The sequence below is a fragment of the Litchfieldella xinjiangensis genome, from assembly GCF_000759345.1.
Taxonomy (GTDB): domain Bacteria; phylum Pseudomonadota; class Gammaproteobacteria; order Pseudomonadales; family Halomonadaceae; genus Litchfieldella_A; species Litchfieldella_A xinjiangensis.
This window is the reverse complement of sequence record NZ_JPZL01000002.1, coordinates 1,022,662-1,036,292: the sequence shown is the minus strand read 5'-3', so window position 1 is coordinate 1,036,292 and position 13,631 is coordinate 1,022,662. Positions and strand designations below refer to the sequence as shown.

Annotated in this window: 11 protein-coding genes; 3 read left to right on the top strand and 8 right to left on the bottom strand. The window is 59.1% G+C overall.

Annotation, left to right across the window (positions count from 1 at the left end; translation table 11 throughout):
- Positions 1–158: 158 nt before the first annotated feature.
- The 6 genes from prpD to JH15_RS12205 form a co-directional block, all read right to left on the bottom strand.
- The gene (gene prpD, locus JH15_RS12230; protein WP_043530518.1) at positions 159–1,643 is read right to left on the bottom strand and encodes a 2-methylcitrate dehydratase; all 1,485 of its coding nucleotides are present in this window, start codon (positions 1,641–1,643) and stop codon (positions 159–161) included.
- A 95-nt stretch (positions 1,644–1,738) separates the two neighbouring features.
- Positions 1,739–2,929, bottom strand: coding sequence for a 2-methylaconitate cis-trans isomerase PrpF (prpF, locus tag JH15_RS12225; RefSeq protein WP_043530516.1), 1,191 nt, complete (start codon positions 2,927–2,929; stop codon positions 1,739–1,741).
- Positions 2,926–5,526: a Fe/S-dependent 2-methylisocitrate dehydratase AcnD gene (acnD, locus tag JH15_RS12220; RefSeq protein ID WP_043530831.1), complete on the bottom strand. Its 2,601-nt coding sequence runs from the start codon at positions 5,524–5,526 to the stop codon at positions 2,926–2,928. The genes prpF and acnD overlap by 4 nt, the downstream gene beginning before the upstream one ends.
- Before the next feature lie 83 nt (positions 5,527–5,609).
- Complete coding sequence (prpC, locus tag JH15_RS12215; RefSeq protein WP_043530514.1) at positions 5,610–6,737, bottom strand: bifunctional 2-methylcitrate synthase/citrate synthase; 1,128 nt, start codon at positions 6,735–6,737, stop codon at positions 5,610–5,612.
- Positions 6,738–6,792: 55 nt separating this feature from the next.
- On the bottom strand, positions 6,793–7,680 hold the full coding sequence (gene prpB / locus JH15_RS12210) for a methylisocitrate lyase (RefSeq protein WP_043530513.1): 888 nt from the start codon (positions 7,678–7,680) through the stop codon (positions 6,793–6,795).
- Positions 7,681–7,696: 16 nt separating this feature from the next.
- Positions 7,697–8,425 (bottom strand): GntR family transcriptional regulator, encoded by a 729-nt coding sequence (locus JH15_RS12205; protein ID WP_043530512.1) that lies wholly within the window; start codon positions 8,423–8,425, stop codon positions 7,697–7,699.
- 246 nt (positions 8,426–8,671) lie between these two features.
- Between JH15_RS12205 and pabB the strand changes: the two genes are divergently transcribed.
- Both pabB and JH15_RS12195 read left to right on the top strand, forming a co-directional pair.
- On the top strand, positions 8,672–10,039 hold the full coding sequence (gene pabB, locus JH15_RS12200) for an aminodeoxychorismate synthase component I (RefSeq protein ID WP_043530511.1): 1,368 nt from the start codon (positions 8,672–8,674) through the stop codon (positions 10,037–10,039).
- A 98-nt stretch (positions 10,040–10,137) separates the two neighbouring features.
- Positions 10,138–10,758 (top strand): phosphoadenosine phosphosulfate reductase domain-containing protein, encoded by a 621-nt coding sequence (locus tag JH15_RS12195; protein WP_043530510.1) that lies wholly within the window; start codon positions 10,138–10,140, stop codon positions 10,756–10,758.
- A 73-nt stretch (positions 10,759–10,831) separates the two neighbouring features.
- Here JH15_RS12195 and cysB read toward each other — a convergent pair whose 3' ends face one another.
- Entirely contained in the window at positions 10,832–11,803 is a 972-nt protein-coding gene (gene cysB, locus JH15_RS12190) for an HTH-type transcriptional regulator CysB (protein WP_043530509.1), read from the bottom strand.
- A gap of 318 nt (positions 11,804–12,121) precedes the next feature.
- Between cysB and trxA the strand changes: the two genes are divergently transcribed.
- Positions 12,122–12,445, top strand: a complete 324-nt coding sequence (gene trxA / locus JH15_RS12185) for a thioredoxin (protein WP_043530508.1) — start codon at positions 12,122–12,124, stop codon at positions 12,443–12,445.
- A 108-nt stretch (positions 12,446–12,553) separates the two neighbouring features.
- On the opposite strand, the gene JH15_RS12180 is transcribed toward trxA, so the two are convergent.
- Positions 12,554–13,627 carry an AI-2E family transporter gene (locus tag JH15_RS12180; RefSeq protein WP_156105319.1) on the bottom strand — a complete coding sequence of 358 codons (1,074 nt, stop codon included), beginning with the start codon at positions 13,625–13,627 and terminating at the stop codon, positions 12,554–12,556.
- Positions 13,628–13,631 lie beyond the last annotated feature (4 nt).

The window sequence follows — 13,631 nt, the reverse complement described above, 5'->3', positions numbered from 1 at the left end:
AAAACCACACAGAAACAAAGCCTTGCACCATCCTCCACCGCCTGCAACGTTGCTCGTCGCCAGCAGCGGATGCGTACTTTACGGCTTTATAATCTCGGCTGCAAGGGGGTCGACTGAAAAATGTGTTGGTGTTGATTCGAGCCGCTATCGAATGTGCCTCAGATCGTCCAAAGGTCCATGAAGCGATGTACCGGGGTGGCCTCGAGCGCTTGCTTATCCGTGCACAACGAAACGATCTCACCGCAACGCTGAACAGGAAAGCGTGTTGCCAGGTTGGCCTTGAATTTCTCCACGAGCAGCGGAATGCCCTCCTGCCGCCGCCGCCGGTGTCCCAGGGGATACTCGACGACAACCTGCTCGGTCTTTGACCCATCCTGGAAAAACACCTGGATGGCATTGGCAATGGAACGTTTGTCGGCCTCGAGATACTCCTGAGTGAAGCGGGGGTCTTCGGTAACCTCCATCTTGGCACGCAGTGTATCGATCCGGGGATGTTCCGCATGGAAGCGGTCTTCGTAATGCTCAGCGGTCAGATCCCCAAACATGAGGGGCACAGCCACCATATATTGCAGGCAGTGGTCCCGATCAGCCGGGTTGGCCAGTTCGCCCTCCTTGGAGATGATGCGAATGGCCGACTCATGGGTAGTGACCACGATACGCTCGATCTCATCGAGCCGATCCTTGACCTCGGGGTGCAGCCGCACCGCAGCCTCACATGCCGTCTGGGCATGGAACTCCGCCGGAAACGCAATCTTGAACAACACATTCTCCATGACATAGGTGCCGTATGGCTGGGGAATACTGAATCTGCGCTGGGGTTCCGGCTTGATCTGCTGATCCTTGTTGGTCTTGGCGAACAGCACATCGTAGAACCCCCACTGAGTTGCTGTGAGGGCACTGGGCACACCCATCTCCCCGCGGAGGGCGATATCAGCCAGACGTACGCCACGCGAGGTGGCGTCGCCAGCCGCCCATGATTTACGAGAGCCCGCATTGGGTGCGTGACGGTAGGTGCGTAGACTCTGGCCGTCCACCCAGGCATGCGAGAGGGCCGAGAGAATTTGATCCCGATTGGCACCCATTAACTTGGCAGCGACGGCGGTACTCGCAACCTTGACCAGCACCACATGGTCGAGCCCCACCCGGTTAAACGAATTCTCCAGCGCAAGCACACCCTGAATTTCATGGGCCATGACCATCGCTTCGAGCACATCGCGCATGGAAAGGGCCGCCTCGCCCTGAGAGATGCGCTTCTGGGAAAGATGGTCCGCTACTGCGAGGATGCCGCCGAGGTTGTCAGAAGGGTGCCCCCATTCTGCGGCCAGCCATGTATCGTTATAGTCGAGCCAACGCACGGTGCAGCCGATGTCCCAGGCGGCCTTTACCGGGTCCAGGCGAAATGACGTGCCCGGTACACGGGAACCATTAGGCACGACGGTACCTTCGACTAAGGGCCCCAGATGCTTGGTGCATTCGGGAAATCGCAACGCCAGCAATCCACACCCAAGGGTATCGATCAAGCAGTTACGTGCAGTCTCCAGCGCTTCCGGGCTCTCGATACGGTACTCCAACACATAGTCGGCGATCTGCTGCAGTTCCGAATCGTAATCGGGGCGGACATTTTGATCGACATTGACGCTCATCGGCTCGTCTCCCAGGATGATCAAGGACGCGGGGTAACGGGTCTGGCTGTACCAGCCCGAGCACCCTTAAACTAGCGTGGATTACTGCGTTGGGGTCAGAAGGCATCCTCAGGAATGCGGACCCAGCCCTCCATCAAGACACGAGCACTGCGGCTCATACTGGCCTTTTCCACATTCCAGACGTCCCCTACCCGGCTCGCCTCGGCACCTACACGCAAGGTACCGGAAGGATGTCCGAAGTGAACCGAGGTGCGGTCCCCACCGCCTGCCGCCAGATTGACCAGCGTACCGGAGACCGCCGCGGCAGTGCCTATGGCCACCGCCGCGGTCCCCATCATGGCGTGATGCAACTTACCCATGGATAGCGCACGGACCAAGAGATCGATTTCCCCGGCCTGGATCGCCCGGCCATTGGATGTCGCATAATCCGACGGCGGAGCGACGAAAGCGATCTTGGGCGTATGCTGCCGCTGAGCCGCCTCCTCGAGAGACTGGATAAGTCCCATGCGTAGCGCCGCATGAGCACGCAGGGTCTCGAACATGGCCAGCGCCTTAGTATCGCCATTGATGGCGTCCTGTAGCTCCGTCCCGGTATAGCCAAGATCCGAGGCGTTGACGAATGCCGTTGGAATGCCGGCATTGATCAGCGTTGCCTGGATACGTCCGCCCTTGGCCACGTCATCGGGAACATCCAACGTGTCCACGATATTGCCCGTAGGGAACATGGCCCCCTCACCATCGGCAGGATCCATGAAGTCGAGCTGAACCTCGGCGGCGGGAAAGGTCACCCCATCGAGTTCGAAATCGCCGGTCTCCTGCACCTTGCCGTCAACCATCGGAACGCGAGCCACGATGGTCTTGCGAATATTGGCCTGCCAGATACGTACCGTGGCCAGACCGTCTCGCGGGAGTTGGCTGGCCTCCACCAGGCCCTGGCTAATCGCGAAGGGACCGACCGCCGACGACAGGTTGCCGCAGTTTCCACTCCAGTCGACGAACGGCTTGTCGATAGCAACCTGGCCGAACAGGTAGTCAACGTCATGATCCGGCTGAGAACTTCTCGAAACGATTACCGCCTTGCTGGTGCTCGATGTCGCACCGCCCATGCCATCGATCTGCTTGCCATAGGGATCGGGACTTCCAATCACGCGTAATAGCAACGCATCGCGAGCCGGACCGGGCACACGGGCGGCCTCGGGCAAATCATCCAGGCAGAAGAAAACTCCCTTACTGGTACCGCCACGCATATAGGTCGCCGGTATCTTGATCTGTGGCACTCGCATCATGCTTCCACCGCCTCCGAGGCTTCGAGGAAATCCTGGGCGAAGCGCTGCAGCACACCACCGGCCTGGAAGGTCGAGACTTCCTCCTGCGTATCGAGTCGACAAATCACCGGTGTCTCGATGCCCTCACCATTGGCAAGACGAATGACGAGTCTCATGGTAGCCCGCGGGGCAAACTCACCGATGACATCGAACGTTTCGGTACCATCGATACCCAGCGTCTTGCGGGTAGTTCCGGACGGAAACTCCAGCGGCAGCACACCCATACCGATCAGGTTGGTGCGGTGAATTCGCTCGAACCCCTCGGCTACGATGGCTTCCACCCCGGCCAGGCGTACGCCCTTCGCCGCCCAGTCGCGCGACGAACCCTGGCCGTAATCGGCGCCAGCGATGATGATCAAGGGCTGCTTGCGCTGCATGTAGGTCTCGATCGCCTCCCACATCCGCACCACCTGGCCCTCGGGCTCGATACGCGCTAGCGAGCCATGGACGACTTCGCCGTTCACTACCGCCATCTCGTTGATGAGCTTGGGATTGGCGAAGGTGGCACGCTGTGCGGTCAGGTGATCACCCCGGTGAGTGGCATAGGAATTGAAGTCCTCTTCCGGCACGCCCATCTTGGCCAGGTACTCGCCTGCGGCACTGTCCGCCATGATGGCGTTGGAAGGCGACAGGTGATCGGTCGTGATGTTGTCGGGCAATACGGCCAGCGGTCGCATACCCTTGAGCGAGCGCTCTCCTGCCAGAGCGCCTTCCCAATAGGGAGGACGACGAATGTACGTGCTCTGTGGACGCCATTCATACAACGGATCGACGTAGGTTCGTGACGTTGCATCGGCATCGAACATGGGGATATAGGTCGCCCGGAACTGCTCGGGCTTCACCGCTCGCTTGACGATGGCATCGATCTCTTCATCGCTGGGCCAGATATCTTTCAAGGTGACCGGATTACCTTTGTCGTCGTAACCCAGAGCATCCTTTTCGATGTCGAAGCGAATCGTTCCGGCAATGGCATAGGCAACCACCAATGGCGGCGACGCCAGGAAGGCCTGCTTGGCGTAGGGGTGAATACGACCGTCAAAGTTGCGGTTGCCGGAAAGCACCGCAGTCGCGTAGAGATCGCGGTCGACGATTTCCTGCTGGATGGCCGGGTCCAAGGCCCCGCTCATGCCATTACAGGTCGTGCAGGCAAAGGCCACCACACCGAAGCCGAGGCTTTCCAGCTCTGATAGCAGATTGGCCTCCTCCAGGTACATCTTTACCGTCTTCGAGCCCGGGGCCAGGGACGTCTTCACCCACGGCTTGCGCATCAGACCCAATGCATTGGCATTGCGCGCGATGAGACCGGCAGCCACCATGTTGCGCGGGTTGCTGGTATTGGTACAGCTGGTGATCGCAGCGATGATCACCGCACCGTCGGGCATGCGTCCCTCATCGCTCTGTACATTGCCACTAATGCCTCGCTTGGCCAGCTCGGCGGTGGGAAGCAGCGCATGGGGGTTCGAGGGGCCTGCCAGGGTTCGCGGCACGCTGGAAAGATCGAAAGTCAGAACGCGCTCGTAATCGGCGTCAGCCAGGCAGTCGGCCCATAGACCGGCTTCCTTGGCATAGGTCTCGACCAGGGTCACCTGGTCCTCATCGCGACCTGTCAGCTTCAGATAATCGATCGTCTGTTCATCGATATAGAACATGGCCGCAGTAGCGCCATACTCCGGCGTCATGTTCGAGATAGTCGCCCGATCGCCTACGGTCAGCGCCCGGGCCCCCTCCCCGAAGAACTCGAGGTAAGCGCCTACCACGCGCTCACGACGCAGGAAGTCAGTCAGCGCTAGCACCATATCGGTACTGGTGATGCCGGGCTGCAACCGGCCGGTCAACTCGACCCCGACGATATCCGGCAAACGCATCATCGATGCACGACCAAGCATCACGCTTTCTGCTTCGAGGCCGCCCACACCCACCGAGATCACTCCCAGGGCATCGACCATCGGCGTGTGGCTATCGGTGCCTACACAGGTATCCGGAAAGGCGACACCGTCACGTTTTTGAACGACGGGTGACATTTTCTCCAGGTTGATCTGGTGCATGATGCCGTTGCCGGGAGGGATGACATCGACATTCTCGAAGGCCAGCTTCGTCCAGTTGATGAAATGGAAGCGGTCATCGTTGCGTCGATCTTCGATGGCACGGTTCTTCTCGAAGGCATCGCTCTCGAACCCGGCATGCTCCACGGCCAGGGAATGATCGACGATCAACTGCGTCGGGACGACGGGGTTGACCTTGGCGGGGTCGCCGCCTTTCTCGGCAATCGCGTCGCGCAGGCCAGCCAGGTCCACCAGTGCCGTCTGGCCGAGAATGTCGTGGCAGACCACGCGCGCCGGGTACCAGGGGAAGTCCAGGTCGCGCTTACGTTCGACGATTTGCTTGAGTGAATCAGTCAGCGCAGCAGGGTCGCAGCGTCTGACCAGATTCTCGGCCAGTACGCGAGAAGTATAAGGAAGGCGATCATAAGCCCCGGGGAGGATTGCCTCGACCGCAGCCCGGGTATCGAAATGATCCAACGATGTGCCGGGAAGCGGTTTGCGAAATTCAGTGTTCATATCGTCGGTCATGGCATCGGTCATCGCATCGTGCCGGGGTGACTGAGAGAGTCACCCCGACAAAGTCGAAGAAGAAAAGGCATTCAGTCACGCTGTTCGATCGGCACCCAATCAGTCTTTTCGGGGCCGATATAATCTGCACTGGGGCGAATGATCCGATTGTTCTCGCGCTGCTCGAAAACATGCGCGCACCACCCCGTCACTCGGGAGCAGACAAAGATTGGGGTAAATAGCTTGGTCGGTATGCCCATGAAATGGTAGGCACTGGCGTGGAAGAAATCGGCGTTGCAGAACAGTTTTTTCTCACGCCACATGACTTCTTCGCAGCGCACCGATACCGGGTAGAGGCGATCATCGCCGACATCGTCGGCAAGCCGTTTCGACCACTGCTTGATGATCGCGTTGCGCGGGTCGGAGTCTCGGTAAATGGCATGACCGAACCCCATGATCTTCTCACGGCGCTCGAGCATTCCCATTATTTCACGCTCGGCTTCGTCGGGGGTCTGCCAGTCCTCGATCATGGCCATGGCCGCTTCATTGGCACCGCCATGCAGGGGCCCGCGCAAGGAGCCAATGGCTCCCGTCACGCAGGAATGCATGTCGGATAGCGTCGAGGCGCAGACACGCGCGGTGAAGGTCGAGGCGTTGAATTCGTGCTCGGCATAGAGGATCAGCGAGACATTCATCACTCGGGCATGCAGTTCGCTGGGAGCCTCGCCACGCAACAGATGCAGGAAGTGAGCGCCTACCGAGTCGTCATCGGTGTCGGTGTCGATACGGACACCGTCATGGGTGTAACGATACCAATAGCAGATGATCGATGGCAGCACGGCCAGCAAGCGATCGCTGGCGTCCTGCTGCGCCTCGAAGTCCCCCTCGGTTTCGAGGTTGCCCAGCATCGAAGCCCCCGTGCGCATCACGTCCATCGGGTGAGCCTCACGAGGTATTTGCTCGAGCACGGCTTTAAGTGGCTCAGGCAGGCTGCGCAGCCCTTTTAGCTTGTCGACATAATTCTGAAGCTCGGAAGCGTTCGGCAGTTTTCCCTTGAGCAGCAGATAGGCGACTTCCTCGAAACGCGCGTGCTCGGCCAAGTCGTGGATGTCGTATCCGCGGTAGGTCAGGCCCGAACCGCTCTTGCCTACGGTACACAGCGCTGTGCTGCCAGCGCTCTGCCCCCGCAGGCCGGTACTAGCCGGTGTCTTATCCGCCATGGCGTGTCTCCTGATAACGATCCTGGTGACGATGTCACGTCGTAATTGTTTTGTGCTATTCCGTCTTGCCTTGGGCAAACAACGCATCGAGCTTGCGTTCGAAATCGTGATAGTTGAGAAAGTCGTAGAGTTCGTCACGTGTCTGCATCAATTCGACGACATCACGCTGATGCCCTTGCTCGTGGATGCTGCGATACACCTCGAGGGCAGCGGCATTCATGGCCCGGAACGCCGAGAGCGGATAGAGCACCATGCGACAGCCCACCTCGGCCAGTTCCTGCTGTGAAAAAAGCGGGGTGGCGCCGAACTCGGTGATATTGGCAAGAATCGGTGCATTGGTGCCTTCACAAAAGGCTCGGTAGTCCTCGAGCGTATGTACGGCCTCGGCGAAGATCGCATCTGCGCCAGCCTCGATACAGGCATTGGCCCGGTCGATGGCCGCCTCGAGCCCTTCCTTCTGGAAGGCATCGGTACGCGCGATCAGGCAGAAATCAGGATCGACCTTGGCATCGGCTGCCGCCTTGATGCGATCGATCATCTCCTGCTTGGGCACGATCTCCTTATTGGGCCGATGGCCGCATCGTTTCTGTGCTACCTGATCTTCGAGGTGCACCGCAGCGACTCCGGCCCGCTGCATTTCCTTCACAGTGCGTGCAATGTTGAACGCCCCACCCCACCCTGTATCGATATCCACCAGCAGGGGCAACTCTGTGGCTCCGGTGATCCGGTAGGCGTCCTGTACCACATCGTTCATGGTCGTCATGCCGAGATCGGGCAAGCCGAAGGAGGCGTTGGCGACCCCACCGCCAGATAGATAAATGGCGGGATGCCCCACCCGCTCCGCCATGAGCGCGCTATAGGCATTGATGGTACCGACGATGGGCAAGGGTCGATGATCATTCAGCGCGGCGCGAAAGCGGGCGCCAGGGGTCGCTCGGTTCATGGTAACTCCTGAATTGTTATCCGGCCGTGGAAGGCGATACTTCCTGCTCGGCTTCCTGTTTCAGCATTTCGGCATAGCGATTGGCGACATTGGCTCGCGATGCACTCACGTGCCGACGCATCAACAGTTCCGCCAGCTCCGCATCTCCGGCCTCGATGGCATCGACAATACGATGATGCTCGACGAAGGCACGTTGAGGGCGCGTCCCGCTGGCACTGAATTGGGTGCGATACAGCCGCACCAGGTAATAGAGATCGTCACAGAGAATCGTCATGAGCATACGGTTGTGGCTGCCCTGGACGATGCAATAATGAAAGTCGAGATCGCCTTCCCGTTGGTAGTAAGCTTCGCCCCTGGCCAGGTCGGACTGTTGCTCATGAACAGCCAATACCTTTCTCAGCCCGGCAATTTCCTCGGCAGACATATGTTCAGCTGCCAGGCGCGCCGCCATACTTTCCAGGGCCTCGCGCACATCGAACAGCTCAAGCAGTTCTTTCATCGAGAGCTTGACCACTCGGGCCCCCACATGGGGAACGCGCTCGATCAGGCGGTGAGTCTCTAGTCGCCGCATCGCTTCCCGTAGCGGTCCCCGTGAGATGCCGTAGGCCTTGGACAGTCCGGGCTCGGTAATCTTCGTGCCTGGAGCGATCTCGCCGCGCACGATGGCGCTTTGCAGTTGATTGAAGACGCGCTCTGCCAGCGTTCGGACTTCCGGTGAGGCCGCTTCAGTAGTGATAACAGTCATGAGGATTGTCGACAATTATGGAGTAATGGAACTTTAGGCTATCCGCTCATGGACCGTCAACCACGGCGACGCACCAACTTTTTTAGCTAAAGAAGGCAGAATGATGTTGCAATCACTTGTCGACAATCACCCGTTAGTCTCATAACCCGCCGCCGTTAAGTGCGCGTTCAGTAAATCCGACAACCTACGAGCGACAACGATCGTCATCGTCCCTAGAATGGAGCGCCCGACGAGGGATCATTCAAGATGACACGAACCTTAGAAATCACAGCCTTACCGTATATGCGCACCCCCTTGGATTACTTCGCCAGGTTGCGCGAACGTGAGGGAGCCGTCCTGCTGGATAGTGGCCGTCCCGATGGCCCAGGAGGCCGCTACGACATTATCAGTACCGATCCACTCGCCGAACTTGAAACGGATGCCAGAGGGCGGGTGCAGGGCAACGCGCCTGGTTTACCCGAGTGCGCTTCACCCTTTCATGCTCAGCAAGCCTTGCTGGAACGTCTCGATACCCAGGCTCCCGACAATTGCGACTTACCTTTCATTGGTGGGCTGATCGGCTACTGGAGCTATGAGATGGCACATTGTCTCGAGCGGATCGGCAACCAGGCACCCGCCGCCGCCGATCTGCCGTGGAGCCGCGTCGGACTCTACGACTGGGCATTGATTCAAGACCACGAGCGCCAGATTACCCGCCTGGTTGCCACGCCATCGCGCCGCGACCAGGTCATGGCCTGGTTGGCGAAGCCTGCTCCGGAGCCAGCTGCCTTTACCCTTACCGGCCCTTTCGAGGCCGAGCTGGACCGCCACGGCTATGGCGAACGGTTTCGTGCCGTACAGCGCTACATCCATGCCGGGGACTGCTACCAGATCAACCTGGCGCAGCGCTTCAGCGCCAGCTATGAAGGCAACCTCTGGCAAGCCTACCTGCAGTTGCGGCAGGCCACGCCAACCCCTTTCGCCGGATACATGAGCTGGTCTGGCAAAGCCATACTGTCGCTGTCGCCGGAACGCTTTCTCGAGGCTCGCAACGGCCACGTCGAAACCCGCCCCATCAAGGGGACACGCCCACGCAGTAGCGATCCAAGCCAGGATCGAGAGCTAGCCCACGACCTGGTCAGAAGCACGAAGGACCGCGCCGAGAACGTGATGATCGTCGATCTACTGCGCAACGACCTGGGCCGGGTATGTCGTCCCGGGAGCGTTCACGTGCCGCAACTTTGCGAACTGGAAAGTTATGCCAACGTGCATCATCTCGTCAGCGTCGTCAGAGGGGAGCTCGAGGCGCAACAGACTCCCCTAGACTTGCTGGCCGCTGCTTTCCCTGGTGGATCGATTACAGGCGCCCCCAAGGTACGCGCAATGCAGATCATCGATGAGCTGGAACCCAGCCAACGCAGTGTCTATTGCGGCAGTCTCGGGTATATCGATCGGCGCGGCCATATGGATACCTCGATTGCGATTCGCACCGCCGTCGCCGATCGGGGGAAGATGCACCTCTGGGGCGGAGGTGGCCTGGTCGCCGACTCGGATGAAGAGGCCGAATACCAGGAGACCCTGGCCAAGATTCGCCATCTGATGCAAGCCCTGGGCAGCGATGCTCGGCTGTCGTGAATCTCGGTCGACGCCTACATAAGAACCGAACCAATAGGTATTGGGGAGCCGGCCCGGGGCTTTGCTAGGGTATGTGCATTCGTTGAGAGGAGCATTTCATGACACTGGATATCGACGCCATCAACCGGGAGCACGGGGGAGACCCTGAAGCCTTGGTGAAGTGGGCGATGGGGCTTGGCAAGTTTGCCATCTGCACCACCAATTTTCGACCGTTCGAAGCCGTCATCCTGCACATGGTGGCCCAGGTGAAACCCGACATTCCCATTGTCTGGATGGATTCGGGATACAACACGGAGGCGACGTATCGATTCGTGGAAGAAATCGTCGCCCGGCTTAACCTCAATCTGGTGACCTACCATCCCCAGCGGTCGCGAGCGCATCGCGAAGCCGTCGAGGGAGGCGTACCAGGGATAGACGACCCGGGACACGCCGCCTTTACCGAGGAAGTGAAGCTGGAGCCCTTCCAGCGCGCCCTCGCCGAGATGGCGCCAGAGGTCTGGCTGACTGCACTTCGCGCCGAGGACACCGCCGTTCGGGCGCAGATGCAGCCGGTATCAGTAAATGGCGATGGCCTCGTCAAGGTGGCTCCGGTACTGCATTGGACCTCCAAGGATATGTACCAGTACCTGCAGAAGCACGACCTGCCCAACAATTTCGATTACTTCGACCCCACCAAAGTCGAAGAGAAACGTGAGTGTGGCCTGCATCTACAGCATTGAGCCTAACCACCCTCCATGGTGAAGGCCTGCCATACGGCAGGCCCTTCAACTGTACGTGCAGGAAACCCTTCCTTTACCGCATGGGCAGCTCGATACCCTCGAACAAGTCATGCTCGTTGCGCGGCCCCGCCGCCAGGGCCGCCTCGACAATGTCCCGATCGAGATGAGACGCAAAGCCTTGCACGAAATCGTACATATAACTGCGCATGAACGTCCCGCGACGAATACCGATCTTGGTGGTCGAACTCTCGAAAAGATGGCCTGCTTCCAATACCACGAGATCGCTGTCCGCCTCGGGGTCCACCGCCATATGCGCTACGATGCCGATACCCAGCCCCAGGCGCACATAGGTCTTTATCACGTCGGCATCCGCCGCGGTCAGCACCACATTAGGGCTGAGCTCACGCGCGCGGAACGCATCGTCTAGCTGCGATCGGCCCGTAAAGCCGAATACGTAGGTGACCAGAGGGTAGGCGGCAACCGCGTCGAGCGTGAGTTCGTCCAGCTCGGCCAAGGGATGACCCTGAGGCACCAGCACGCAGCGATTCCAGCGGTAGCAAGGCAACAGCACTAGGTCATTGAATAAATCGAGCGATTCCGTGCAGATCGCAAAGTCGGCCTGCCCTTCACTGACCATCTGCGCAATCTGCTTGGGCGTGCCCTGCTGCATGTGCAGGGCCACATCGGGATACTTGCGGGTGAAATCGCGAATGACCGGCGGAAGCGCATACCGGGCCTGGGTATGCGTCGTCGCAAGGGACAGGCTGCCTCGGCGTTCATCGCTGTGCTCCTGGGCAACCTGCTTGATGTTCTCGGCGGTCCGCAGCATCTGGCCCGCCAGGTCGATGATGGCTTGCCCGGCCGGTGTCACCCGCGTCAAATGCTTGCCACTGCGTGCGAATATCTCGACACCCAGCTCGTCCTCGAGCAGTCGGATCTGCTTTGAGATACCGGGCTGGGACGTGTACAGGCTTTGCGCAGTCGCCGACACATTGAGGTTATGCCGTGTCACTTCCCAGATATAGCGAAGCTGCTGTAACTTCATACCCGATTCATCCCCTCGCTCGCCTCTTCGTCGCGACCCGCCGATTCGATGGCAAGCAGTGACGACGACATGGGCTCTAGTAAGATCACTTGGCGATAGCAGCGCGATCTTTAATTTCCGAATAGCATAACTATAGCGTTACTGACCGCACTTCACCATGGCCCTCCACCATTGTTATTCGCACCAACAGCCCCCATCATAGTAAGTCACTATCGCTTCGTTACTTCCCAGGCATTTGCCAGCAAGGCGGCCGGTCGATAACATCGCGAGCTAAACTGGTTACCGTGACGCTAGCGCGTACAGCAATTGGAGACCCCTATGGCCAATAATGTCGATGTCACCGCCTCAAATTTCGAGCAGGAAGTGCTCAAGGCCGACAAGCCGGTTCTATTGAAGTTCTGGGCACCGTGGTGCGGCCCGTGCAAGATGATGGCCCCAGTGGTGGACGAAGTCGCCGATGAACGCGCCGATAACCTCAAGGTCGTTAGCGTTAATGTCGATGATGCCCCCGAAATCGCCGCCGAACATGGCGTTCGCGGCGTTCCCACCGTGATGCTATTCAAATCCGGCGCCAAGGTCGCCTCACTGGTAGGCGCCCAGTCCAAGTCCCAACTGGCCCAGTTCATCGAACAGAACGCCTGATTCACTGATCGAAGAACGCTCGACGCCCCGGCACCGTCCGGGGCGTCTTCGTTTCAGCGTGCCGGTCTGGTCGCCTGGGCCAGTCCAGTTCAGGCCAGTGCCAAAGCTTCAACGCGGCTCAGGCTTTGAGGGCACAGCTCGCTCCCCCGGCCCTAGCATGTATGCGAGCCAGCGTGTCTCGGGGTGGCTGTCCAAGGCTATCTTCAGCGTCATGGTCAGCAATACCGACAGTAGCATCCCCACAGTCCCCAGAATCCAACCCCACACGACCAACGACAGGAACGCCACGAAGGTCGACAGTCCCAACGCCTGCCCCATCACCCGTGGCTCGACCAGGTTGCCCATCACGAAGTTGATCATCAGATAGGATAGCGCCAGGGTCACTGCCGGCAGGAAGCCAGCATCCGGCGCGATCAGCAAGAGAAGCACCGGTGGCAGGGCTGCCAGTGCGGAACCGATATTGGGTATGTAGTTCAGGCCGAAGGCCAACGTGGCCCACAGGAAGGGAAATTGCACGCCGACCAGCTGGCAGGCGATCCATACCAGGACCCCTGTGAACAGGCTAATTAAGGTCTTGACCGCCAGGTAGCGCTTCAGTTTCAGGCTGAATTCGCTGAAGCGCCTGAGACTGGGTGCAGGATCGAGCAATGCCGTCGAAAACTTTTTCCGAAAATTGAGTGTTTCGAACAGCAAAAATACGACCAGCAGGGCGACCACGATGCTCTGCATCAGTAATCCCCCCAACTGACTCAGGAACTGGGGAATGAATTGTGTCGCATTGGTGGGGTCCAGCCATTGGTTGAACTGCTGGGGGCGTATCGAGACCCCTAGCGAGGCCACCCAGTTGAGCAAACTGAGATAGTATTCCTGCAGCTGGCTTTCGAGATCGGGCAACGCTTCGACGAAGGTGCTGAAACTATTGACCAGTAGCACGATCAGCAATGTCAGGAAAATACCGATGACCAGGAGGGTAAGCCATACTGCCACGCGTAGGTTCACGCCGAGTCGATGCAGCCAATGGACGGGAGCCGTACACACCACCGCCATAAATACCGACAACAGCAAGGGGACGAGAATTTCCGAGCCTGCCTTCATTCCAGCGATGATCACCACCAGGGCAGCCAGGCCGACAGTCAAGTTAAGGGGGAGGTTGCGCTTAGCATCATCTGTTTCGGGTTCGATCATT

Coding starts and splice junctions, on each gene's coding strand:
- prpD (WP_043530518.1), bottom strand. CDS start 1,643: ATGAGCGTCAATGTCGATCAAAATGTCCGCCCCGATTACGATTCGGAA.
- prpF (WP_043530516.1), bottom strand. CDS start 2,929: ATGATGCGAGTGCCACAGATCAAGATACCGGCGACCTATATGCGTGGC.
- acnD (WP_043530831.1), bottom strand. CDS start 5,526: ATGAACACTGAATTTCGCAAACCGCTTCCCGGCACATCGTTGGATCAT.
- prpC (WP_043530514.1), bottom strand. CDS start 6,737: ATGGCGGATAAGACACCGGCTAGTACCGGCCTGCGGGGGCAGAGCGCT.
- prpB (WP_043530513.1), bottom strand. CDS start 7,680: ATGAACCGAGCGACCCCTGGCGCCCGCTTTCGCGCCGCGCTGAATGAT.
- JH15_RS12205 (WP_043530512.1), bottom strand. CDS start 8,425: ATGACTGTTATCACTACTGAAGCGGCCTCACCGGAAGTCCGAACGCTG.
- pabB (WP_043530511.1), top strand. CDS start 8,672: ATGACACGAACCTTAGAAATCACAGCCTTACCGTATATGCGCACCCCC.
- JH15_RS12195 (WP_043530510.1), top strand. CDS start 10,138: ATGACACTGGATATCGACGCCATCAACCGGGAGCACGGGGGAGACCCT.
- cysB (WP_043530509.1), bottom strand. CDS start 11,803: ATGAAGTTACAGCAGCTTCGCTATATCTGGGAAGTGACACGGCATAAC.
- trxA (WP_043530508.1), top strand. CDS start 12,122: ATGGCCAATAATGTCGATGTCACCGCCTCAAATTTCGAGCAGGAAGTG.